Below are 24,371 nucleotides of genomic sequence, written 5' to 3' on the forward strand. Positions count from 1 at the left end.
TCAATCAAGTTGCATCTTTTAACTGCTGATCAAGCGCAGCCATATTGCGCTTTTTAATACTCTCAATTTTGGCATTAAGCCGTAATACATCCTGATATAACTGATTAAATGCCTTCACCTGCGCGGTGTCTCGAAACAGAATTTTTTTGCCGTTTCGTTCCCATGCATGGGTTTTTAAAATGGCAAACATGGCATCGGCTTTATCTAAAATCTGCATTTCCAGCAAGAAAATGGCATGATCCTGATCGACTTTCTGGTTGCTGCCAAGTTTCTTTTCCAGCAAAATCCGCATATCCGGCTCTACCGACAAGGTTTTGGCCTCGGCCAGAAAAGCTTGATGAATCTGTTCATATTGATTTTGATACAGCACGGATGCCTGCCGCACATCATTGAGCATCTTTTGTGTTTGCGCATACTGCTGTTTCTGATCTTGCTCAAGCCGTGTCACATCTAAAAAGGTATCCCACTGGGCTGCCTTAAGGGCACGTAAATAAGCATTACGTGCATTGATGTTTTGTACCCAGTAATTCAGTAAAAACTCGGAAATCTTTTTATAATTTCCCGCCAATCGGCGATCATGAATATCCAGTTGTACAGGTTTAGACCAGTCTTGTGCCTGATCATAAAGCAGTGCCATTTTTTCAGACATGACCTGATCAAACATCTGACTGGTGTCTTTGAGCTGTTGCTGTTGAATATAATGATAAGAAAAAAAACCAAGGGACAGGATCACAATCAGGATTGCGATGATGATCTGAAAACGGCGCATACTCCTCTCCTTCATCTTGTTGTTGTTGATTGCTCGCTGTTGTTATTGATACGTGATCATTTCATAAAATGGGTGTGTTGCATACGACGCAACAGGCAATTACATCTTTATGCCTTTATCTCTGATTATTTCATGCTTATGATGGAGAATCTGTGATTTTTTGAGATGTTACTATGCGCGTAGATATTTGGTCCGATGTGGTCTGCCCATTTTGTTATATTGGTAAAAAACGCCTTGAGCATGTGGCTGCCGAAGCTGGAGTGGAACTGGACATTCACTGGCATAGTTTTGAGCTTGATCCAGATGCACCGGCACATCATGACACCTCAAATACCGAACGCTTGGCCAAAAAATACGGTCGAAGTGTCGAGGAGATGCAACAGATGCAGCAAAACATTGCGCAAATGGCAGCCGAGGAAGGGATTGATTTTCAATGGCAAAAAGCCAACTCTGGCAACAGCTTCGATGCGCATCGCATCATTCACCTTGCGCAAAGCAAAGGCTTGGGCAATCAGGCCAAGGAAGCCTTTTTTCACGCTTACATGACCGAAGGTTTAGCGATTGGCGAACGCGAAGTGGTTGAAGAGATTGCATCACGGATCGGCTTAGATCATGCCGAGGTCGAATACGTACTGCAAAGTGACGAGTTGGCTGACTTTGTTCGTCACGATGAGAAAATCGCGCATGAGCAACTGAATATTTCAGGTGTCCCTTTTTTTGTGTTCGATCAAAAATTTGCACTTTCAGGTGCACAGCCGCGTGAAGTTTTTCTGCAAGTTCTCAATCAGAGCTTGGCACAAATTGAACAGCAATCGCCAACAGATGCCAATACCTGCTCAGATGAAAAATGTGATACAAATCACTAATCAAATTTGTGGTGTAGCACATTTCACGATTATTGAACAATTATTAAGCAAAACTGCAATGCAGCGTTGCAAAAATATGACTATACATGGCAGAACTTTCTTTTTAAGATACAACTCTTGAATTTATTGTATTCATGCGCTGTAGTTTCTTATTTTGCTCTCGATCATTGAGAACTTTTTCTTAAAAAAGCCTTCTAGGGATTAGAAGGCTTTTTTATTGCATTTTTATTACATAGCTTAACGTGAATTACCAAGAGATCTGCTGTTGTAATCAAACATTGTCATTTTTAACTGAAGCCCTTGCGAACTTAACATGTTCACCACACGCACACCCTGCTTTTGTGTTTAGATGAATGTTTAAGCAATATGATTCGTTCGCTTTGGCGCGACATCGAATCAAATCTGTATTTTAAACAAGAGGGATAAACAATGACGACATTAGAGAATCAAGACACAGCACGCCCACTTAATTCTGTTGAACCATCTGATCAACCGGAGCAACCTGTAGCGAAGAAAAAATCTCGCTTTTCTCCAACGGTTAAAGGTGCTGTGATTGGTGCTGTTGCAGGCAGTGTCCTGCCAGTATTTGGTACATTTAGCGGTGCCCTGATTGGGGGAGTTGCAGGTAAACTCTATTCTCGGCGCTGTGCTAAAACAGCTTAATCATAATCAATGATTGTGTTTAATCATCATATTTATTTCATGATCAATATGCCCTTCAAATGAGGGGCATTTTTCTATGCGTGTCAAGCAACCTTTTGATTAAAGCCTGAATCATGCTTGAGTTAAAGAGGCTTATGTTATTAAATTTATTTTATTTTGTTGATGGTCTTGATTTTACATGCCAAATCAACAACAGTGACCAGTATAAGTTTGATAATAACGATTTGATACATGATGAAAACACAACAAAAAGCATGGATTTTCGGGGCGGTTTCAACGTGTTTGATTGGTGCCGGCCTTCCATCTGCTTGGGCCGAAAGTACCGTAACCAGCACAGCCAGCGCTGATTTGGTTTTACCGAGTAATCCAGACATTCCTCCCACATCAGTGGCCTATCCAGTCGAACTTCGGCAATTAAATCAAAGTAATGAAAAGAATCTTCTGGATTATATTCCGGCATGGGTAGATGCCATGCCGACCATGCTGCCGAAGGAATCCGATCAGGTCATGGTGCCGTCAGTGAACGAAACCGAAAACAAAACCTGGGCGGATCGTAAGCAAAAACAAATTCGCGATTGGGCTGATCATACTTCAGTTAAAATTGATGACTGGTTTGGTGATATCGACCCCAATAAACCCGCTAATGCCACGCTACGTGTGATGCTGGATAATTACTGGGATAAATATAACGGTTTTGAAGTCAAACCACGTATTCGAGGTAAAATTAAGCTTCCCACTTTAGAACGTCGCTTTAGTGTGGTGTTTGGGGATGAGTCGCTCGATAACGAGTTTGAAAATAACATTGCCAATACCAACATCGAACCCAATGCCGATAACAAGCGCCTCGATACCCGCCAGACCAGAGACAACAACAGTTCCATTGCTCTGCGCTGGTCAGATTTTGCGAAAAAACTGCCCTTTGAAACCGATGCCGATTTAGGGATTCGCTCAGGCGATGACATTTATGTCAGACTTAAAGCCAAACGCGCTTGGGTATTACGTAATGATTTTTCATTTTATGCCGAACAAATCTATCGCTACGGTATCGACAGCAAAAACTATTTCCGAACCAACTTAGAACTCACCCATGCTCGCCCAAACGAAGCTTTTTTGTCGAATCAATTTAGCCTGACACATGCCGATGAACAAGAAGATGACTGGTGGTGGGACAACCGCCTGTTTCGTCAGCATCAGTTTTTTGCCAATCAGCGCTTTAACTATGGCATTTATATGGGCGGCTATTACAACGACAACGATTTACGCCTCAATAGCTGGGGGCCGTTTATGTCATGGCGTCAACCCGTGTGGCGGGAGTGGTTTTATGTGCAAGGTGATCTCAATTATCTCAATGATCATCGTGAAGATCGTAGTCATTATCTGAGTACCTTTGTACGTTTGGAAGCTATTTTTTAAGTCGATGTACTGGCTGCCAAATACGGTTTAATTTGGCAGTGATATAACTGAGCAATGGTCTGAGCTTAAAGCATTTATTAAGCTTGATTGCCTATAGTGTGCCGTTCATGATTTATGTTTTTTTAAACGATGACTCAACGGCATGTGATCTCTTTAAGTTTTATCACAATGGGCATGCTCAGCATTTACTACGGCATGCAATTGCTGAGTAATGGTTCGTCTTTAAAGTATCTTTTGGTCAGATCTTCTGATCAGCACTGCGAAACCGAAAGCAACGTATCAGTGTCTGAGGTTGCATCGTCTCTTGAAGATCCTCAAGTTTTAAATCAACGTTTACTTGAAGTCTTTGGACAAGATTCATTGTGGCAACGCACGCAGCAGCATTATGCGCCGCCCGTCAAACGCTTTGGCAAAACCAAAAAGAACTCAAAAACACATCGGGCCGAGTCGACCGCACCCAACCCTTTTTCAGCCAGTTGGTCGACACTTTCAAGCCTATTGCCTTTTTCCAATGATCTCGATTTGGGTGCAAATTCAAGTTCAGATGTCTATGTCCAGTTTCTGGCTAAAAAGAAATGGGTATTGATGCATCATTTAGATTTAGATACCGAGCAAGTATTCCGCTACGGTTCGAGCAGTAAAAATTACAGTGAAACCAATCTGAATCTCAAACAAAAATTGAGCGACAGCACGCTATTTGCCAGCCAGTTTAATGTGACCAAAACACAGGATGAAGATTTTACATGGCGTAATACCACCTTTCATCAGCTCAGTTTAAGCGGTAAAGATAAAGTGACCTATGGTGTATTAACCTCAGGAATTTATGAAAAACAGAAGAAAGATGTACTTCTGAGCCAATGGGGCCCTTATTTGTCTTGGCGACGCCCGTTATGGCGTAACTGGTTATTTATGCAAAATGATCTGAATTATACCGATGATCTGACCGATCAAAATGGCTATCACTTTAGTTATCAAATGAGTTTTGAGGCCAATTTTTAGTATCGATGAGAATTGTGGATAAGTTTGACGTTATCCACAATTAAAAAAAGCCCCGATACGAAATCGGGGCTTTACTGTTAGCTTAGCAGCAAACTGTTGATACGTTTTACATAAGCGGCTGGATCTTCCGGTAAACCACCTTCAGCAATCACGGCTTGATCAAAGATGACATTGGCCAGATCATCGAACTGCGCTGCATGTTCGAGCTTTTGTACCAATGGATGCGCTGGATTGATTTCTAAAATTGGCTTGCTTTCAGGTACAGGCTGCCCTGCTTGTTTCAGCATACGAACCAACTGAGGTGAAAGTTCACCGTCACTGGTCACCAAGCAAGCAGGCGAATCGACCAGACGTGTAGTCACGCGCACTTCTTTGGTTTTTGCCTTGAGTGAATCCGATAATTTATCAACCACTGGCTTGAATTGTTCCGCAGCTTCTTCAAGTGCTTTTTTCTCTTCGGCATCTTGCAGATCGCCCAGATCAACCGCACCTTTCGACACGTTTTGCAGTGCCACACCGTCAAACTCATGCACAAAGTTCATTGCCCATTCATCCACACGCTCCGACATCAACAAGACTTCAATGCCTTTTTTCTTAAACAACTCAAGCTGTGGAGAATGTTTGGCTGCATTTAAACTCTCTGCCGTAACATAGTAGATGGCTTTTTGGCCCTCTTTCATACGCGCTTTATAGTCGGCAAACGAAGTGCTGATCTCATCGTTAGTCGAAGTTGCATAACGCAAAAGCTTTAAAATACGTTCACGGTTGCTAAAGTCTTCACCCAAGCCTTCTTTGAGTACAGAACCGAATTCGGCATAAAAGGTCTTGAATTTTTCCTGATCTTTCTCATCTTCAGACTTTGCCAAACCATCCAACACATTCAAAATACGGCGCGTGTTGCCTTCACGGATGGTTTTGACATCACGACTTTCTTGTAACAGCTCACGGCTCACGTTCAGTGGTAAATCGGCACTGTCGATCACACCTTTAACGAAACGTAAGTAGTTTGGAATCAGGTTATCCGCATCGTCCATAATAAAGACGCGCTTCACATACAGCTTAATCCCTGCTTTGGCTTCACGGGTAAAAATATCTTGTGAGGCTTTGGCCGGAATATACAGCAACTGAGTGTACTCGGTATTGCCTTCTACGCGGTTATGTGTCCATGCAAGCGGTGCTTCAAAATCATGCGTTGCATTTTTATAAAACTCGATGTACTGCTCGTCAGTGATCTCGCTTTTACTGCGTGTCCATAATGCGCTCGCCGAGTTAATGGCTTCCCATTCGTCAGTCTTCACATACTGACCCGGTTTCGCTTCTTCTCCCTCAGCAGCTTCTTCTTGTTGCCATACTTCTTTTTGCATCTCGATTGGCAAGCTGATGTGGTCAGAGTATTTATTAATAATCTGCTTAACTTTCCAAGATTCTAAATAGTCCAGTGCATCGTCACGCAAATGCAAAATGATGTCGGTTCCACGTGAATCCTTGGTGATTTGCTGTACTTCAAATTCACCCGTTCCGCCGCTAATCCAGCGCACACCGTCTTGTGCATCCGACCCGGCACGACGCGACTCTACCGTAATTTTGTCGGCCACAATAAAGCCTGAGTAAAAGCCAACACCAAACTGACCAATCAATTGTGCATCAGATTTTTGATCGCCGGTCAGCTTAGACATAAAGTCTTTGGTTCCCGATTTAGCAATCGTACCCAAGTTGTCAATCGCTTCTTGCTGGCTCAAGCCAATGCCGTTGTCACTGATAGTTAAGGTACGGTTGTCTTTATCCAGACGCACGCGCACACGCAGTGCCGAATCGTTTTCATAATATTCCGGATGATTGATGCCTTCAAAACGCAGTTTGTCGCAAGCATCGGACGCGTTGGAAATCAACTCACGTAAGAAAATTTCAGGATTCGAATACAGTGAGTGGGTCACCAGATGCAGTAACTGTGCAACTTCGGCTTGAAAGCTATAATTTTGTGATGTGCTCGTTTGCTCACTCATAGGACACTCCTTAATAGATCACAACATGTTGTTATGTAATGTGCTATGTATTGGAGTGCCTAGATGAATTTTCAATGGTAATCCTAAAGATTTTTTGATCAATTAGAATGGCCCATGACTCAAAACACGATTTTGAATGATGTCATCGAGGTGTTGCTGACGCGATGCATAGCTTCGACTTAAACAGCCCGTGTTTGAACCGCAAGTATTGCGCTGTTTGAGCCATTGATACTGCATGCCTTTTTCGGCATCACGCCCTCCCATAGGCAATGCATGCAATACAATTGCGTAGGTGGTGGCCATTTTTACATCGGCATCATTGAGTGAGCGAGTCTGGCAAATGGTTTTCTCCGAGCGAAGCTGGGCTTTTTCACAGGGAAAACTTGCAGCAGAAGCCGCACCCGCAAACATCAAACCACACCACGTGAACATGATAAAAGCTGAACGACGCATATTTTAATTCTCATTTTAAGGCTTTATATACTTAGCTTAAAAAATTCAAATGTGGCATTGGGTAAAGTTTCTACACAAAATGTGACACTGTGTATCTCACTATAAAAAAATAAAAAGGTCTTATGCTCTCCAATAAGACCTTTAATTGCCGTTATCTCTCTTGTTATTTTTATGATGGTTTTTATTATTTTGCGCTATGGTTGATACTTAAATTAAAACTTATAGCTGTAACCTACGCTATATACCCACGGATTAACTTCAAGTGTTCCAATTTTTTCACCATTCCATTTCAAATCAGAACCAATATCAGCGTAACGCACATCGGCAAAAACACCCCAATGTTTTGCATCGGCCGGCTGGAAATTAAACCCGACTTGACCGGTAAACCCATAGGCGTGTTCTGCCTTTAATGAAGTTCCTGCAAGTGAACCTTTGGTCTGTTCATCCCATGCCAATAGTGCGGTTGCACCTACGCCGACATATGGCGTAAATCCAGTAGAATTTTTAAAGTGATATTTCACCGTGAGTGTAGGTGGCAACTGTTTAAAGCTCGCAATCGTTTCAGGCGCTCCACCCGCGACACGTGCCAATACATTATGTTTAAAGGGCGTCGCCAATAAAAGCTCGGAAGAAATATTGCGATTGGCAAAAAAATATTCGATTGATGGTGTAAAACTGAATGCATGATCGGCTTTCGCTTCAGTGACAGCCCCATCGGCCATCGTATTATGATCACTTGAAGGTGCCAAAACACTTGCACCCACTTTAACTTGCCATTCGCCAGCAAATACTGACGCTGAAATACCTAGCAAAGATAAAACAAAAACTCTAAGAAACATGATTATCCCCTATCTCTTTTATAATAATAAACATTGATTTTATTTAAATGCAATATAGAGAATTAATATATTTTAATATTATTTTTAAACCAATGATTAATAATAAAATTATTTTAATTCATACAAAATTACTTGGTTTTATTTTTAATTCTTATTATTTTAATCAGGATTTAATTCCAATTAATTTAATCTGATTTTTTTATTTATTCCAACCTTTTTAATCAGGTTTTATTTGTTGTTAAATTAAACTTCGCATGAACATAAATCAGGAGATACTGATTTATATTCACGCGTTAATAAATAAATTAAAGCACCATGGCTGCAATCCAACCAAAGATCAGTAAAGGAATATTAAAGTGAATAAATGTTGGAATCACAGTGTCCCAAATATGGTCATGCTGACCGTCGACCCCCAGTCCTGCCGTTGGGCCCAAGGTTGAGTCAGATGCAGGTGATCCCGCATCACCCAATGCCGCAGCGGTTCCAATCAGTGCAATGGTCGCAAGTGGTGAAAAACCAAACTGTACACAGAGGGGTACATAAATCACAGCCAGTACAGGTACACTTGAGAACGATGAACCAATCCCAATCGTGACAAACAGACCGATAAACAGCATGAGGAATGCAGCCAAAGCATGATTATCACCAATCAGATGCACTACGCCGTTGACCAACTGGTTGATATCACCGGTATGGGTCATCACCGAAGCAAAGCCGGCAGCCGAGATCATGATAAAGCCAACCAATGCCATCATCCGCATCCCTTGTACAAACACATCATCGGCATCTTGCCATTTGAATATGCCCGCGGTAGACAACACGGCAAAACCGACCAATCCGCCTAAAATCATCGATCCTGAATACAACTGTGCAACCAAGGTCAGCGCGATGGCTAAAATCGCCATGAATAGGGTTTTCTTGGAAATATACGGCACGTGCTGTGCTTCTTGCTTGAGTTCTTCTGCATCTTCGGCAAGAGAATGCGTGACATGCGCTTCGGCACGAAGCGGTTTATCTAGGTCAATTGTGGTCACGCGGGCGACAGCACGATCTTGATAATGGCGTGGCTTACGGTAGCTGATAAATACTGCCACCAGTGTTCCCAGAACCATGCCCATAACCGGAATGGCCATTCCCATCGGCATCATCCAGCGTTCGACATGCAAGCCGTACTGTGCGCCAATTTTATTGATGTTCCCCATCAGGATCTGTTCAAGAAAGATGGCACCAAAACCCACAGGCAAGAAAATATAGGTTCCGACCAAGCCCAATGTGAGTACGCATGCCGCAGCACGACGATCCAGCTTTAGATGGTTCATGACCTGCAATAAAGGCGGTACCAGCACCGGAATAAAGGCAATATGGACCGGAATCAGGTTTTGTGAAAAAATCGCGGCAATCAGTAAAATACTCAGCAATAAATACTTCACTTTTTTCTCGCGCTTTTTGCTGGCTTCCATCCCCAGTAAACCGATCAGTTTATGCGCCAGCAAATCTGGTAATCCAGATTTGGACAATGCCAAGGCAAATGCACCCAAAACCGCATAGGCAAGCGCCACTTCGGCACCATCGCCTAGTCCAGCATTAAAAGCCTGAACCGTATCGGATAAGCTTAAGCCTGCGACCAATCCCCCCACAACAGCAGAAATCACCAACGTTAAAACAACAGAGACTCGTGCCAGTGACAAGATAAACATCACGGCAATCGCAATAACAACAGCATTCATGAATCAAGGTCAGGTAAAATAAAAGGCGATATTTTAGCAGATTCATGCCATGCATGGGCTGTGACTGTGGTTTATCTTGTCGGAATACTCATGGGCTTTTACAGGGTGTTTTCAACATGATGCTGCTGGGCAAAGCGTGCAATATGGCCGGCGACTAATTTCGGCTGGCTCAACACGGCCCAATGATTGCCGTTAATTTCCTGATACTCAAACTGATCAACCCAGTTTGGCATTTCGTTTAAAATATATTCAGGGCTGACAAATGCATCGTGCTTAAGTACCAAGGCCTGTACAGGACACTGCGCAAAACGCTTGCGCGGATGACGCATTGCAGGAATAAAATTGGCACGGTATAAGTTAATGCCATATTTGCCATCACGTGCAATATTCGGATTGAGTGGTAAATCTTGCTTGCGTTCTAACCTACTCAGCACTTTTCCCCATTTCTGTGGGGTAAAGAAATGCCACACCGACGGTGCCAGAAATGGCAGATGAAACGCCGCGATATACCATGATTTTGATAGCTTTTTTAATACACTGAACGGCTGGCTTTTCAGTTCACTGCCCAGCAAGTGTGCTGCATGATCCAGACACGGCCCCGAAATGGTGGTGTACGATAAAATCCGATCTTTAAATCTTGGATCTGTCACCGATTCCCACGATTGCAATGACCCCCAGTCATGGGCAGCCAAATGAAAAGGTCGCCCTTCTAAAACCTGATCTACTACCGCCTCCAGATCCAGAGACAATTGCGCCATACGATAATCTCGGATTTTTTTGGGAACACTCGATTGTCCGGCGCCTCGCACGTCATAGGTCACAATATAAAAGTGCTGAATCAGTTCTTGTATAATCGGCTCCCACACTTCCTGATTATCAGGATAGCCGTGTACCAGTACCAACGCTGGTAATTCTGGATGCCCCCATGCTTTACAGCATAAGGTCTGTTGATCCGTGGTGCGTACAGTCGAAATCTGAGGATGCATTGCGATGTCCTTGTTGTTTTAATTGACCATGTTTTTAGTCGGATTGGGCATTGCCATCAATGCCAGATTAGTGATAGTTATTTAGTATGAATAATCATCATATAAAAACAATTGACCCTTATGAATATTTTAAGACATCTTCAGACCATACCCATGGTGTCCAAGTTTATGATCAATCGCTACTCTCCCTACCGGGGTGCCGGCATTGAGATTGATCAAATCGACCTGAATAACTACTTTATCCGCGTCAAAATGCCCCTGACGCGTAAAAACCAAAATATTGTCGGTACACATTTTGGAGGAAGTTTATATTCAATGGTTGACCCTTTTTACATGCTGATTCTGATGCATCATCTGGGGTCTAAATATATTGTCTGGGATAAATCTGCCACGATTCACTTTCTGGCCCCGGGACGCAGTACGGTGTATGCTGATATCCGGCTGGATGCCAACGAAATTGATCATGTTAAAGGATTGGCCGAGAATTATGCGCCCGTCATTCGTAATTATGTGGTGAATATATTTGATGAGTCTGGTATTCGTATTGCAGAAGTACATAAAACGCTATACATCCGCCGCAAAAAGCCTAAATCATCACGGCAATAAAAAAGACGACCCGAGTCGTCTCTTTTAATAAGGCAGATTTAGCGTCGCTCTTGAATCGCAGCGCCTGCACCACCACCGATTGCGCCACCAATGGCAGCACCACCATCACCACCAAAAATGGCTTTACCGACCACTGAACCAATACCGGCACCGACTGCACTGCTGGTGGTGGTATTTCGGCTACCACCTTTGGCATTTGATCCTACACCGGCACCAGCAGCTGCACCGACACCTGCACCTAAACCACCGCCAACATGGTTACCCACACCACCACCAACGGCACCGCCCAGTGCGGCTGCACCAATACGTTGATCAGATGGGCTCATATTTTGGCAGCCTGCAAGAAGTACGGTTGAAACGATTGCTGTAGCCATTAAACTTATTGTCTTTTTCATGAAAAGATCCTCCTTTCTTTTCACTCAGCATAAGCATTTTTTGTGAATTGATACTTGTCAAAATGTTAATTCCTACAAAAAAATGCAGGAGTTTTGTAACTGCTTACACATTCAATTCATCGATATAAAAAAAGGCACCCGAAGGTGCCTTTTTTGCAATCTACTTAGATTAGAACTGTTCTTGGTTCAATGCTTGACTGAACGCTTGGTCAACGTCACTAAAGTCGTTGTGCAGTTCAAATTCTGCCGCTTCCGCTTCCTGACGACGACGCTCAAGGTGATACGCCAAACCTGTACCGGCTGGAATCAGACGACCCACCACAACGTTCTCTTTGAGACCGCGTAGATCATCTTCTTTACCTGTTACAGCGGCTTCGGTTAACACGCGCGTCGTTTCTTGGAACGATGCTGCCGAGATAAATGAGTCAGTCGAAAGCGATGCTTTGGTAATACCCATTAATTGACGCTCAAATTTCGCAGGGAATTTGTTTTGCGCCAAGACAGCTTGGTTCTCTTGAACAACACGGATGTAATCCACTTGTTCGCCTTTGATGAAGCTGGTATCGCCACCATCGGTGATGTCTACTTTACGCAACATTTGACGTACGATGACTTCAATGTGCTTATCGTTGATTTTTACACCTTGGAGACGGTAAACGTCTTGAACTTCGTTCACGATGTAGTTGGTCAACGCCACTTCGCCTTTCAAACGTAAGATGTCATGCGGGTTTTGTGGACCATCAGAAATGGTTTCACCACGGTTGACATGCTCACCTTCGAACACGTTGATTTGACGCCATTTTGGAATCAATTCTTCGTAGATCTCAGAACCATCATCAGGTGTAATCACCAAACGGTTCTTACCTTTGGTTTCTTTACCAAAGCTCACGATACCAGACACTTCGGCCAAGATCGCGTGCTCTTTTGGTTTACGTGCTTCGAACAAGTCCGCAACGCGTGGAAGACCACCGGTAATATCACGTGTACGTGAAGATTCTTGTGGTACACGACCAATAACGTCACCTACACCAATTGTTTCACCGTCACGAACGGTCACAATGGTATTTTGTGGCAAGAAGTAGAACTGTTCGCCACCATCGGTTGTGTCGAGTACAATCGCAGGACGCAAGTCTTTACCTGACGCAGGACGTGCAGTCACTGGCAAGATTTCAACTGTTGTCATACCGGTTGCATCATCAGTTTTCGATGTTGCAGTCACACCATCCGCAATTTGGCTGAAACGTGCTTTACCCGCAACTTCAGTCACAAGTGGATGCGTATGCGGATCCCAAGTCGCCACAATACCGCCTGCTTCTACCGCTTCACCATCTTTAAGCAAGATGCTTGCACCGTATGGCAGTTTATAGCGCTCGCGCTCACGACCTAGCTCATCGGCAATACCGATTTCACCTGAACGTGAAACAGACACCAAGTGACCTTTCGCGTGCTGTACCGTTTTCACATTGTGGAAACGAACTGTACCTTTGTTACGTACCTGAACACTGTTTGCTGCAGAAGTTCGGCTTGCCGCACCACCTACGTGGAACGTACGCATGGTTAACTGTGTACCCGGCTCACCAATCGATTGCGCTGCCATAACACCCACAGACTCACCAGGATTAACCTGATGACCACGTGCAAGGTCACGACCATAACATTTTGCACACACACCAAATGATGATTCACATGCAATCACTGAACGCACTTTCACTTCATCGACACCCGCTTCTTCAAGCTGAGCTGCGATTTTCTCGTCGATCAATGTACCGCGTGGCAACACCACTTCGTCATCAGATGCACGACGTACGTCTTCCGCCGTTACACGACCCAATACGCGGTCACGTAATGGCTCGATCACGTCACCACCTTGAATGAATGGTGTCATCACCAAACCACCCATAGTGCCACAATCCGGCTCGGTAATTACCAAGTCCTGCGCAACGTCAACCAAACGACGTGTCAAGTAACCCGAGTTTGCAGTTTTCAATGCAGTATCGGCCAAACCTTTACGCGCACCGTGCGTTGAAATAAAGTACTGAAGTACCGTCAAACCTTCACGGAAGTTTGCTTTAATCGGGGTTTCAATGATCGAGCCATCTGGCTTCGCCATCAAACCACGCATACCCGCCAACTGACGAATCTGCGCCGCACTACCACGGGCACCCGAGTCAGACATCATGTAGATGCTGTTAAACGATTTTTGTTTCTCGTCTTGACCTTGCTTGTTTTTCACGTTGGTGAAAGACAAGTTGTCCATCATCGCTTTTGCAACTTGGTCGTTGGTACGTGCCCAGATATCGACCACTTTGTTGTAACGCTCACCTGCGGTTACGAAACCTTGCTCGAACTGTTCTTCGATTTCACGAACTTCAGTTTCTGCTTTGTCGATAATCGCTTGTTTCTGCGGTGGAATGACCATGTCTTCCATACCGACAGAAACGCCTGAACGTGTTGCTTGACGGAAGCCAAGATACATCAACTGATCGGCAAAAATAACAGTGTCTTTAAGACCAAGCTTACGGTAGCACGAGTTGATCAGCTTCGAGATGTTCTTTTTGGTCATCTCAAGGTTAATCATTTCAAAGCTTAAACCTTCAGGAACAACTTCCCAAAGCAAGCAGCGACCAGGTGTGGTATCCACAACAATGGTTTGCTTTTCACGTTGACCGTCTTCATTGATCACGGTTTGGTGAACACGAACTTTTACGCGTGCGTGAATAGCGACCTGACCGGTTGCCAGCGCACGGTTCACTTCGTGTGTGTCGGCAAACATCATGCCTTCACCTTTGGCATTTACCGCATCACGCGTGATGTAGTAAAGACCCAAGACCACGTCCTGAGATGGAACGATAATCGGCTCACCGTTGGCTGGTGACAAGATGTTGTTGGTCGACATCATCAAGGCACGTGCTTCAAGCTGTGCTTCAAGTGTCAATGGAACGTGTACCGCCATTTGGTCACCGTCGAAGTCGGCGTTAAACGCAGCACAGACGAGCGGGTGTAAACGGATCGCTTTACCTTCGATCAGGATCGGTTCAAATGCTTGAAGACCCAAACGGTGAAGCGTTGGCGCACGGTTCAACATCACTGGATGCTGACGAATCACGTTGGCAAGAACGTCCCATACTTCTGGAGTTTCGCGCTCAACCATTTTCTTCGCAGCTTTAATGGTTGTGGCCTGACCAGACGCTTGTAGTTTTGCAAAAATAAACGGCTTGAATAGCTCAAGTGCCATTTTCTTAGGAAGACCACATTGATGTAAACGTAAAGTAGGACCTACGGTAATTACCGAACGACCAGAATAGTCAACACGTTTACCCAACAAGTTCTGACGGAAACGACCTTGTTTACCTTTGATCATATCTGCCAAAGATTTCAATGGACGTTTGTTCGAACCGGTAATCGCACGACCGCGACGGCCGTTATCGAGCAATGCATCGACAGATTCTTGCAACATACGTTTTTCGTTACGTACGATGATATCTGGCGCTGCAAGGTCAAGAAGACGCTTCAAACGGTTGTTACGGTTAATGACACGACGATACAAATCGTTCAAGTCAGATGTCGCAAAACGACCACCTTCAAGTGGTACAAGTGGACGTAGGTCTGGTGGAAGTACTGGCAGTACATTCATCACCATCCATTCTGGCTTGTTGTTCGACTCTTTGAAAGCTTCCATCAATTTCAAGCGTTTTGACGCTTTTTTCAACTTCGTTTCAGAAGTTGTTTGTGGAATCTCTTCACGAAGACGTGAAATTTCAGCATCAAGATCGATGTCTTTTAACAAGTCTTGAACCGCTTCAGCACCCATTTTCGCAGAGAATTCATCTCCGTGTTCTTCAAGTGCATTGAAGTATTCTTCATCAGTGAGAAGTTGATACTTTTCAAGCGGTGTCATGCCTGGGTCAGTCACTACGTAAGATTCGAAATACAAAACGCGTTCGATATCACGAAGTGTCATGTCGAGTAGCAAACCGATACGGCTTGGCAACGACTTTAAGAACCAGATGTGTGCAACTGGAGACGCCAGTTCGATGTGACCCATACGTTCACGACGAACTTTTGCAGTCGTGACTTCGACGCCACATTTTTCACAAATGACGCCTTTGTATTTCATACGCTTGTATTTGCCACACAAGCATTCGTAATCTTTTACTGGACCAAAGATTTTGGCACAGAACAAACCATCGCGTTCTGGTTTAAAAGTACGGTAGTTAATGGTTTCAGGCTTTTTTACTTCGCCGTGAGACCATGACTTAATCATTTCTGGTGACGCAAGACCAATACGAATACGGTCAAACTCAATCGGTGTATGACCGTCTGAGTCCGTTTTCTTACGCATGATATCGAGCAAGTCTTTCAATTTATTTCTCCGTATGCCGAGGAGTTTTCACTCACTCGGCTGGGTCACAAATACTGTTTTTCCTGAAAAATCTGAGCGAGCTTAACGCTTAGTCACCATTTTTCAGTTCAATGTTGATACCTAAAGAACGGATCTCTTTGGTCAATACGTTGAAGGATTCAGGCATACCCGGATCCATGTAGTGGTTACCATCTACAATGTTCTTATAGATACGGGTACGACCTTCTACATCATCCGACTTCACTGTAAGCATCTCTTGAAGCGTATAAGCTGCGCCGTATGCTTCTAGTGCCCAGACTTCCATCTCACCGAAACGCTGACCACCGAATTGTGCTTTACCACCAAGCGGCTGCTGAGTGACAAGCGAGTAAGAACCAGTTGAACGCGCATGCATCTTGTCGTCAACCAAGTGGTTCAACTTGAGCATGTACATGTAACCTACAGTAACAGGACGATCGAACTGTTCACCTGTACGTCCGTCAAACAAAATCTGTTGGCCCGTACGTGGCAACTCAGCCAGCTCAAGCAACTCTTTGATTTGGTTTTCTTCAGCACCGTCAAACACTGGCGTGGCTAAAGGAACACCCTTACGCAAGTTACCTGCAAGCACCAAGATTTCTTCGTCAGTCAAGCTATCAAGATCTTCTTGCTCGCCACCTACCTTGTTGTAGATTTTGTCTAAGAAAATACGTAGCTCGGCAATCGTACGTTGCTGTTGCAACATCTTATCGATTTGCTCACCCAAGCCTTTTGCTGCAAGGCCCAAGTGTGTCTCAAGAATCTGACCCACGTTCATACGTGATGGTACACCCAGCGGGTTCAATACCACGTCAACAGGTACACCGTTGGCATCGTGTGGCATGTCTTCTACAGGCAGAATGTTAGAAACAACACCCTTGTTCCCGTGACGACCCGCCATCTTATCACCAGGCTGGATACGACGTTTAACTGCAAGATACACTTTCACAACTTTCAATACACCCGTTGTGAGTTCGTCACCGGTTGCAAGTTTGCGTTTTTTCTCTGCAAATTTCTCGTCGATCTCTGCGCTCTTCTCTTTCAAGAACACTTGAATCTGGCTCAGACGCTCTGCGATACCTTCATCGGTTGGTTGGATGTCTAATAGATCAACCAACTCTAAACCTGACAACATATCTTCAGACAGTTTGTCACCACGTTTGGTGGTGCCACCGCCATTCGATTCTTGATTGGTCAACAAGCGTACAACACGCTCACGCGCCGCTTCTTCAAAGATTTTATATTCTTCTTTCAAGTCTTTGCGGTAAGCATCAAGCTGTGCTTTCTCAATCGCAAGTGCACGTTCGTCTTTTTCTAAACCATCACGGGTAAAGACTTGAACGTCAATTACGGTACCTTTGGTGCCCGATGGAACGCGTAAAGATGAATCTTTCACGTCTGCGGCTTTTTCACCGAAGATGGCACGAAGCAGTTTTTCTTCAGGGGTTAATTGTGTTTCACCTTTTGGTGTCACTTTACCAACCAAGATGTCGCCCGCAGTCACTTCGGCACCGATGTACACGATACCTGATTCGTCAAGCTTAGACAGTGCTGCTTCACCCACGTTAGGAATATCGGCAGTAATTTCTTCTGCGCCCAACTTGGTATCACGTGCAACACATGACAATTCTTGAATGTGAATCGAAGTCAAACGGTCTTCTTGAAGCACACGCTCAGAAAGCAAGATCGAGTCTTCGTAGTTGTAGCCGTTCCAGGTCATGAACGCAACGCGCATGTTTTGACCCAGCGCCAACTCACCGCCATCCGTTGATGGACCATCGGCCAAGACATCACCACGACCAACTTTATCACCCAAATTCACCAGTACTTTCTGGTTGATACAGGTGTTCTGGTTCGAACGGGTGTACTTGATCAGGTTGTAGATATCTACACCTGCCTCGCCTGCGATCATTTCGTCTTCATTGACACGAATCACGACACGTGAAGCATCAACAAACTCGATCATCCCGCCACGTTTTGCGATCACACATACGCCCGAATCACGCGCAACGTTTGCTTCCATACCGGTACCCACAAGTGGTTTATCGGCAAGCAAAGTTGGAACCGCCTGACGTTGCATGTTGGAACCCATCAATGCACGGTTGGCGTCATCGTGTTCAAGGAACGGAATCAACGATGCTGCAACAGAAACAACCTGTTGGGCAGAAACGTCCATATGCGTTACTTTTTCTGGTGGCATGCGAACGAATTCACCTTGATGACGAACAGAAACCATCTCTTCCATCAAGTTACCATCAGTGTCAACGGCAGAGTCGGCCTGTGCAATCACGGTGCCTACTTCTTCGATTGCAGACAAGTATTCCACATCATCTGTAACACGACCTTCTACAACTCGACGGTACGGTGTTTCCAAGAAACCAAAATCGTTGGCTTTTGCATACACAGAAAGCGAGTTGATCAAACCAATGTTTGGACCTTCCGGCGTCTCAATCGGACATACACGACCATAGTGGGTTTGATGTACGTCACGCACTTCAAAGCCTGCACGCTCACGAGTCAAACCACCCGGACCAAGTGCAGAAACACGACGCTTATGCGTAATCTCTGACAGTGGGTTGTTTTGATCCATAAACTGTGACAACTGGCTTGAACCAAAGAATTCTTTGATCGCCGCTGCAACAGGTTTGGCATTGATCAAGTCTTGTGGCGACAAGTTATCTGTTTCTGCTTGTGACAAACGTTCTTTTACTGCACGTTCAACACGTACCAGACCTACACGGAACTGATTTTCGGTCATTTCACCAACCGAACGTACGCGACGGTTACCCAAGTGGTCGATATCGTCGACTTCACCTTTACCGTTACGAATTTCAACTAATGTACGAAGTACATCGATGATATCGTCATTCGAGAGGATTCCCTCGACTTCACGTGATTTCTGATCTGTGCCGACTTCGTATGGACGACCCAAACGACGGTTGAACTTCATACGTCCCACTGGAGACAAGTCATAACGCTCAGAAGAGAAGAACAAGTTATTAAACAGGTTCTCTGCAGCTTCTTTGGTTGGTGGCTCGCCCGGACGCATCACTTTATAGATTTCAACCAAGGCATCTTCACGGCCTACAGTGGTGTCGGCACGTAATGTATCGGCAACAAATGAACCGCGGTCGATGTCGTTGGTAAACAGAATATTAAACTGTTTAACGCCACCTTCTGCCAGTTTCACCATCACTTCATGGCTAAGCAAAGTATTGGCTGCAATCACTTCGCCATCACGTAACGTGATGTCTTCAGCAGTGATACGCTCATACAAGTACTCATCTGGAACAGACAGTTTAGTCAGACCAGAAGCTTCCATTTGACGAACGTGGCGTGCGTTGATACGTTTACCTTGCTCTACAATGATTTTGCCGTCATTGTCTGCAATGTCAAACTGTGCCATTTCGCCACGTAAACGCTCAGGCACCAAATCAATCTGGTAACTACCGAAGTCTAGATATACCGGTACTTTTTCGTAGAATAATTCAAGGATTTGAGCGTTGTTATACCCTAGGGCACGCAAGATCACCGATGCCAATAGCTTACGACGACGGTCGATACGTACGTATACTAAATCTTTTGCATCAAACTCGAAGTCTAACCATGAACCACGGTAAGGAATGATACGTGCAGAGTACAAGACTTTACCGCTTGAGTGGGTCTTGCCTTTGTCGTGATCGAAGAACACGCCTGGTGAACGGTGTAACTGAGATACGATGACACGCTCGGTACCGTTGATCACAAACGTACCGTTTTCGGTCATGAGTGGAATTTCACCCATGTACACTTCTTGCTCACGTACATCTTTAATTGATTTCGTTTCACGATCTTTAATGATCAAACGAATTTTAACGCGCATTGGTGCCGCATAAGTTGACCCGCGAAGAATACATTCACGCACGTCAAACTCTGGTTTACCAAGACTATACTCAACAAATTCTAAAGCAGCATTGCCAGAATAACTTTCAATTGGGAAAACTGAACGAAATGCCGCTTGGAGACCGATATCTTCGCGACTTTTTGGTGTTTTGCCATCTTGCAAGAACGTTCTATACGAGTCGACTTGAATCGAAAGCAAGTATGGAGCGTCCATGACGCTAGGCAATTTACCAAAATTCTTACGGATCCGTTTCTTTTCGGTATATGAGTATGCCATCTGGAGTCCTCGGAAAGTAAACCAGGCTCGCCTGCAGAACGAGCTTGGATGGAATTACGCAGGCCGATATGGCCACCACTTTTACAAATGCTGCAATTTTTAAGTGGTATCAAAACGCTTAACAATATTTTTAAGATCGAAAAATATTGGTAAGCGTTTGAAATTCTTTTGTTTATTCTTAAAATTAGAATTCGTACATTCGAACAAACAAAAATCGAGCCGATTATTGTAACGCAAAAAGGCTGATGACCCAAGAGCCATCAGCCATTTTATGGAGCCGATTATCAAATAATCGACTCCTTAAGAAATTACTTAAGAGTAACTGTAGCACCAGCTTCTTCAAGTTTCTTCTTAAGCTCTTCGCCTTCTTCTTTAGAAACGCCTTCTTTAAGAACTTGTGGAGCACCTTCAACAAGATCTTTAGCTTCTTTAAGACCAAGGCCAGTTGCTTCACGAACTGCTTTAATAACAGCTACTTTGTTCGCGCCGAAAGAAGTCAATTCAACGTTGAATTCAGTTTGCTCTTCAGCAGCAGCAGCAGCGCCAGGAGCAGCAGCTACAGCTACAGCAGCAGCAGATACGTTAAATTTTTCTTCGAAAGCAGAGATTAATTCAACAAGTTCAAGAACTGTTTTTTCAGCAACTGCGTTTAAGATTTCTTCGTTAGTTAAAGCCATGAGATAAACTCCAAATGGATATTGAATGGTGTGAGAGTAGGATTAAGCCGCTTCTGACTCGTTTTTCTCTTTGAGCGCTGTAATAAGGCGACCCAATTTCGAAATAGGAGCTTGAAGAACAGAGGCAAGCATAGTAAGCGCTTTCTCTTGGTTCGGAAGGTTTGCGATCACGCTAACATCTGCACCTTGATAAAGTTTGCCGTCAAATGCAGCAGCTTTAAGTTCAAATGTTTTGTTCGTTTTTGCAAATTCTTCGAACAAGCGTGCAGCTGCACCCATGTCGTCTTCAGAAGTTGAGAAACCGAGAATGGTTGGGCCAACAAGTTCTTCACTCAAGATATCAAACTGAGTACCTTCGAGTGAGCGTTTTGCCAAAGTGTTACGTACGATACGTGTCGTTACACCAAGCTTACGAGCCTCAACACGAAGTTGAGTTAATTTCTCTACGCTAGAACCTTGATAGTTAGCCACAACAACAGAAAACGCTTTAGAAGCAACTTCGCTTACTTCTGCAACGATCTGTTTTTTGTCTTCGATAAGAAGAGCCATTGTAAAACCTCCTAACGGTGATTTATGCACCCAAACAGGTGCACTCCCAATTCGTAAATCTTTCGATTTACACGCGGAGGAGGAATAAATCACACCACCGCGTCTACTCAGACTGGTCTATTAAGAAGATCGCTTGCAAACAAGCTCACTTCGCCTGAGGTCTTTGACGCTGATAAATTTACATTTATCAATTCAAAGTCCGCCTGATGGGTTGGATATAACCAAAGGCCATATCCAACATCAGGACTTTAAAATTCTTGACTAAGTTAAGACTTAGTTTGAAACGTTGTTTACGTCAACAACAAGACCTGGGCCCATAGTTGAGCTTAAAGTGATCTTTTTGATATAAACACCTTTAGAGGTAGCAGGCTTTAACTTTTTCAAGTCTGCAACTAAAGTTTCAACGTTTTGACGGATTGCTTCAGCAGTAAAACCAACCTGACCAATCGCAGCGTGGATAATACCCGCTTTGTCTACGCGGTAACGCGCCTGACCTGACTTCGCATTTTTAACTGCAGAAGCTACGTCTGGAGTAACCGTACCCACTTTCGGGTTTGGCATTAAGCCACGTGGACCAAGAATCGTACCCAACTTACCTACAACGCGCATTGCATCTGGAGCTGCAATCACAACATCAAAGTCAAGGTTACCTTGTTGAATGCTTTCAGCAAGGTCATCAAAACCAACGATGTCAGCACCTTCAGCTTTAGCAGCTTCAGCAGCAGCGCCTTGAGCAAATACAGCAACACGAACAGTTTTACCAGTACCGGCTGGAAGTGTCGTAGCACCACGAACAACTTGGTCAGATTTACGTGGGTCAACACCAAGGTTTACCGCAACATCCATTGACTCTTTGAACTTAGCAGCTGGTAGGCTGTTAAGAACTTGTACCGCTTCTTCCAAAGTGTAAACTTTGTTTGCTTCAAGAGCAGCAGCAATGGCTTTTTGACGTTTAGTTAACTTTGCCATGTCTTATAGCTCCACTTCCAAGCCCATAGAACGTGCAGAACCAGCGATGGTACGAACACGTGCGTCTAAATCAGCACCAGTAAGATCTGGTTCTTTAGTAGTCGCGATTTCTTCCAATTGAGCACGAGTCAACTTACCAACTTTAGTTTTGTTCGGTACAGATGAACCCTTTTGGATACCCGCAGCTTTCTTAAGAAGAATAGAAGCAGGAGGAGTTTTCATGATGAATGTGAACGACTTGTCGTTGTACACAGTGATCACGACTGGAATTGGCAAACCAACTTCAAGTTTTTGTGTAGCAGCATTGAATTCTTTACAGAATGCCATGATGTTTACACCACGTTGACCCAAAGCAGGACCAATTGGTGGAGATGGATTCGCTTTACCAGCTGGAACTTGCAGCTTGATATAGCCGTCAATCTTCTTAGCCATTATCTATTACCTCTGGGTACAAACGCCGTGAGGCTCCCCAATTTTCATTTCACAGCACCAAAGCACTGTAATAACAATGCCCGATTAAATCGGGCGCTTTCCAACCAATTCAAATTAAACCGTTTTTTCGACTTGGCGAAATTCAAGTTCAACCTGAGTTGGACGGTTAAATACATTAATCGTCAACGTAAGACGTGACTTTTCGTACAGTACCTCTTCCACGACTCCTTTAAAGTCTGTGAACGGACCGTCGATCACCAACAATTCTTCGCCTGGTTCAAACATCGTCTTCGGACGTGGTGCTTCACCAGTATTGCGTACACGTGCAAGAATAGCATCCGCTTCTTTTTGCGTAATTGGGGCAGGCTTTTCAGCAGTACCACCAATAAATCCAAGCACTTTTGGACATTCTTTTACAATGTGCCAAGTTTCATCATTCATTTCCATTTCGACTAACACATAGCCCGGAAAGAATTTACGCTCAGATTTGCGTTTCTTGCCATCCTTCATCTCAACCACTTCTTCGGTTGGAACAAGGACTTCACCAAAGCTATCGGCAACAGCGCTACGCTGGATTCGCTCATTAAGCGAACGCATCACCTGCTTTTCATAACCAGAGTAGGCATGAATAATATACCAACGTTTCATAGCTCTTTTACCCGATAATCAACTTAATTAACCAACCTAAACCATAGTCAAAACACCACAACACAATGGATGTAATCACTACGACCAACAGCACCTGCCAAGATGTAGTCACTGTTTCTTGCTTGGTCGGCCAAGTTACTCGACGCAACTCAATTCGCGCATCTTTAAGTAAACGAACAAAGCCTTTACCTTGATGGGTGGCGTATAATAAACCTAAAGCGACGACGATACAAGTCAAAATTACAGCGACACGCACCCAAACACTGGTTGCAGGCGGCCAATATGCAGGCAAATATTGATTTACCATGGCTGCACCAATCAATAACGCCAGTGCAATAACCCATAACACTACGTCTAATGCAGATGCAGAAGTGACAACTTCAGCAGAATTGTTTCGTTGAGGAATTGGCGCGTCGCTTAATGCGTCACGCGATTTATCGTTCGACATTTTTGTACTCGTCGTAGAATTCGCGACTTATTATATGACAATTAAGCCAGCATCAAGCTTTTATTTAGAAAAAAAATGGCAGGCCAGGAGGGACTCGAACCCCCAACATTCGGTTTTGGAGACCGACGCTCTACCAATTGAACTACTGACCTATGACACACAAGCCGAGAGTCTAGACCCCCGGCTTGTGAAATGCAACTTTATTTGATTATGCAGTTACTTTCGCAACAACACCAGCACCTACAGTACGACCACCTTCACGGATCGCAAAACGTAGACCTGGGTCCATTGCGATTGGGTGGATCAATTCTACTGACATTTCAACGTTGTCGCCTGGCATTACCATTTCAACGCCGTCTTGTAATTGGATTGCACCAGTTACGTCAGTT

21 protein-coding genes and 1 tRNA gene are annotated in these 24,371 nt (G+C 44.3%); 5 read left to right on the forward strand and 17 right to left on the reverse strand.

Annotated features, from left to right (window positions below; all coding sequences use genetic code 11):
- Positions 1 to 4 precede the first annotated feature (4 nt).
- Positions 5 to 769 carry a hypothetical protein gene (locus Aso01_RS14145; protein ID WP_004932410.1) on the reverse strand — a complete coding sequence of 255 codons (765 nt, stop codon included), beginning with the start codon at positions 767 to 769 and terminating at the stop codon, positions 5 to 7.
- Positions 770 to 942: 173 nt separating this feature from the next.
- Here Aso01_RS14145 and Aso01_RS14150 point away from each other — a divergent pair, with 173 nt between their 5' ends.
- The 4 genes from Aso01_RS14150 (at position 943) to Aso01_RS14165 (ending at position 4,710) form a co-directional block, all read left to right on the forward strand.
- Positions 943 to 1,635 carry a DsbA family oxidoreductase gene (locus tag Aso01_RS14150; protein WP_004932408.1) on the forward strand — a complete coding sequence of 231 codons (693 nt, stop codon included), beginning with the start codon at positions 943 to 945 and terminating at the stop codon, positions 1,633 to 1,635.
- 429 nt (positions 1,636 to 2,064) lie between these two features.
- Positions 2,065 to 2,298 (forward strand): DUF456 domain-containing protein, encoded by a 234-nt coding sequence (locus Aso01_RS14155; RefSeq protein ID WP_004932406.1) that lies wholly within the window; start codon positions 2,065 to 2,067, stop codon positions 2,296 to 2,298.
- Positions 2,299 to 2,583: 285 nt separating this feature from the next.
- On the forward strand, positions 2,584 to 3,711 hold the full coding sequence (locus tag Aso01_RS14160; RefSeq protein WP_370736359.1) for a hypothetical protein: 1,128 nt from the start codon (positions 2,584 to 2,586) through the stop codon (positions 3,709 to 3,711).
- Positions 3,712 to 3,840: 129 nt separating this feature from the next.
- Entirely contained in the window at positions 3,841 to 4,710 is an 870-nt protein-coding gene (locus Aso01_RS14165) for a hypothetical protein (RefSeq protein WP_004932401.1), read from the forward strand.
- Between the two features lie 77 nt (positions 4,711 to 4,787).
- Here Aso01_RS14165 and htpG read toward each other — a convergent pair whose 3' ends face one another.
- From htpG to Aso01_RS14190, 5 genes are all read right to left on the reverse strand, one after another.
- Complete coding sequence (gene htpG / locus Aso01_RS14170; RefSeq protein ID WP_004932396.1) at positions 4,788 to 6,713, reverse strand: molecular chaperone HtpG; 1,926 nt, start codon at positions 6,711 to 6,713, stop codon at positions 4,788 to 4,790.
- 102 nt (positions 6,714 to 6,815) lie between these two features.
- Positions 6,816 to 7,166, reverse strand: coding sequence for a lysozyme inhibitor LprI family protein (locus tag Aso01_RS14175; RefSeq protein WP_004932393.1), 351 nt, complete (start codon positions 7,164 to 7,166; stop codon positions 6,816 to 6,818).
- A 212-nt stretch (positions 7,167 to 7,378) separates the two neighbouring features.
- Complete coding sequence (locus Aso01_RS14180) at positions 7,379 to 8,005, reverse strand: OmpW/AlkL family protein (protein WP_004932391.1); 627 nt, start codon at positions 8,003 to 8,005, stop codon at positions 7,379 to 7,381.
- Positions 8,006 to 8,310: 305 nt separating this feature from the next.
- Positions 8,311 to 9,732 carry a Na+/H+ antiporter family protein gene (locus Aso01_RS14185; protein WP_004932388.1) on the reverse strand — a complete coding sequence of 474 codons (1,422 nt, stop codon included), beginning with the start codon at positions 9,730 to 9,732 and terminating at the stop codon, positions 8,311 to 8,313.
- A gap of 98 nt (positions 9,733 to 9,830) precedes the next feature.
- Positions 9,831 to 10,718, reverse strand: a complete 888-nt coding sequence (locus tag Aso01_RS14190) for an alpha/beta fold hydrolase (protein ID WP_004932385.1) — start codon at positions 10,716 to 10,718, stop codon at positions 9,831 to 9,833.
- Positions 10,719 to 10,838: 120 nt separating this feature from the next.
- Here Aso01_RS14190 and Aso01_RS14195 point away from each other — a divergent pair, with 120 nt between their 5' ends.
- Positions 10,839 to 11,324 (forward strand): DUF4442 domain-containing protein, encoded by a 486-nt coding sequence (locus tag Aso01_RS14195; RefSeq protein WP_004932383.1) that lies wholly within the window; start codon positions 10,839 to 10,841, stop codon positions 11,322 to 11,324.
- A gap of 38 nt (positions 11,325 to 11,362) precedes the next feature.
- On the opposite strand, the gene Aso01_RS14200 is transcribed toward Aso01_RS14195, so the two are convergent.
- From Aso01_RS14200 to Aso01_RS14250, 11 genes are all read right to left on the reverse strand, one after another.
- Positions 11,363 to 11,719: a YMGG-like glycine zipper-containing protein gene (locus tag Aso01_RS14200; RefSeq protein ID WP_004932380.1), complete on the reverse strand. Its 357-nt coding sequence runs from the start codon at positions 11,717 to 11,719 to the stop codon at positions 11,363 to 11,365.
- 169 nt (positions 11,720 to 11,888) lie between these two features.
- A complete protein-coding gene (rpoC, locus tag Aso01_RS14205; RefSeq protein ID WP_004932377.1) occupies positions 11,889 to 16,082 on the reverse strand; it encodes a DNA-directed RNA polymerase subunit beta' in 4,194 nt (1,397 codons plus the stop codon).
- 88 nt (positions 16,083 to 16,170) lie between these two features.
- Positions 16,171 to 20,259, reverse strand: coding sequence for a DNA-directed RNA polymerase subunit beta (rpoB, locus tag Aso01_RS14210; RefSeq protein ID WP_004932374.1), 4,089 nt, complete (start codon positions 20,257 to 20,259; stop codon positions 16,171 to 16,173).
- Between the two features lie 308 nt (positions 20,260 to 20,567).
- Positions 20,568 to 20,936, reverse strand: a complete 369-nt coding sequence (rplL, locus tag Aso01_RS14215) for a 50S ribosomal protein L7/L12 (RefSeq protein ID WP_004932371.1) — start codon at positions 20,934 to 20,936, stop codon at positions 20,568 to 20,570.
- Positions 20,937 to 20,978: 42 nt separating this feature from the next.
- On the reverse strand, positions 20,979 to 21,485 hold the full coding sequence (gene rplJ, locus Aso01_RS14220; protein ID WP_004932368.1) for a 50S ribosomal protein L10: 507 nt from the start codon (positions 21,483 to 21,485) through the stop codon (positions 20,979 to 20,981).
- 273 nt (positions 21,486 to 21,758) lie between these two features.
- The gene (gene rplA, locus Aso01_RS14225) at positions 21,759 to 22,454 is read right to left on the reverse strand and encodes a 50S ribosomal protein L1 (protein ID WP_004932366.1); all 696 of its coding nucleotides are present in this window, start codon (positions 22,452 to 22,454) and stop codon (positions 21,759 to 21,761) included.
- A gap of 3 nt (positions 22,455 to 22,457) precedes the next feature.
- Positions 22,458 to 22,886 (reverse strand): 50S ribosomal protein L11, encoded by a 429-nt coding sequence (gene rplK, locus Aso01_RS14230; RefSeq protein ID WP_004637639.1) that lies wholly within the window; start codon positions 22,884 to 22,886, stop codon positions 22,458 to 22,460.
- A 114-nt stretch (positions 22,887 to 23,000) separates the two neighbouring features.
- Positions 23,001 to 23,534 (reverse strand): transcription termination/antitermination protein NusG, encoded by a 534-nt coding sequence (gene nusG / locus Aso01_RS14235; protein WP_004932362.1) that lies wholly within the window; start codon positions 23,532 to 23,534, stop codon positions 23,001 to 23,003.
- 7 nt (positions 23,535 to 23,541) lie between these two features.
- Positions 23,542 to 23,982, reverse strand: a complete 441-nt coding sequence (secE, locus tag Aso01_RS14240) for a preprotein translocase subunit SecE (protein ID WP_004932360.1) — start codon at positions 23,980 to 23,982, stop codon at positions 23,542 to 23,544.
- Between the two features lie 76 nt (positions 23,983 to 24,058).
- Positions 24,059 to 24,134: transfer RNA gene (locus Aso01_RS14245), tRNA-Trp, on the reverse strand.
- Between the two features lie 56 nt (positions 24,135 to 24,190).
- Positions 24,191 to 24,371, reverse strand: a 181-nt coding sequence (locus Aso01_RS14250) for an EF-Tu C-terminal domain-related protein (RefSeq protein ID WP_042065549.1), incomplete at its 5' end; no start/stop codon positions are given.

The organism is Acinetobacter soli, assembly GCF_000760595.1.
Taxonomy (GTDB): domain Bacteria; phylum Pseudomonadota; class Gammaproteobacteria; order Pseudomonadales; family Moraxellaceae; genus Acinetobacter; species Acinetobacter soli.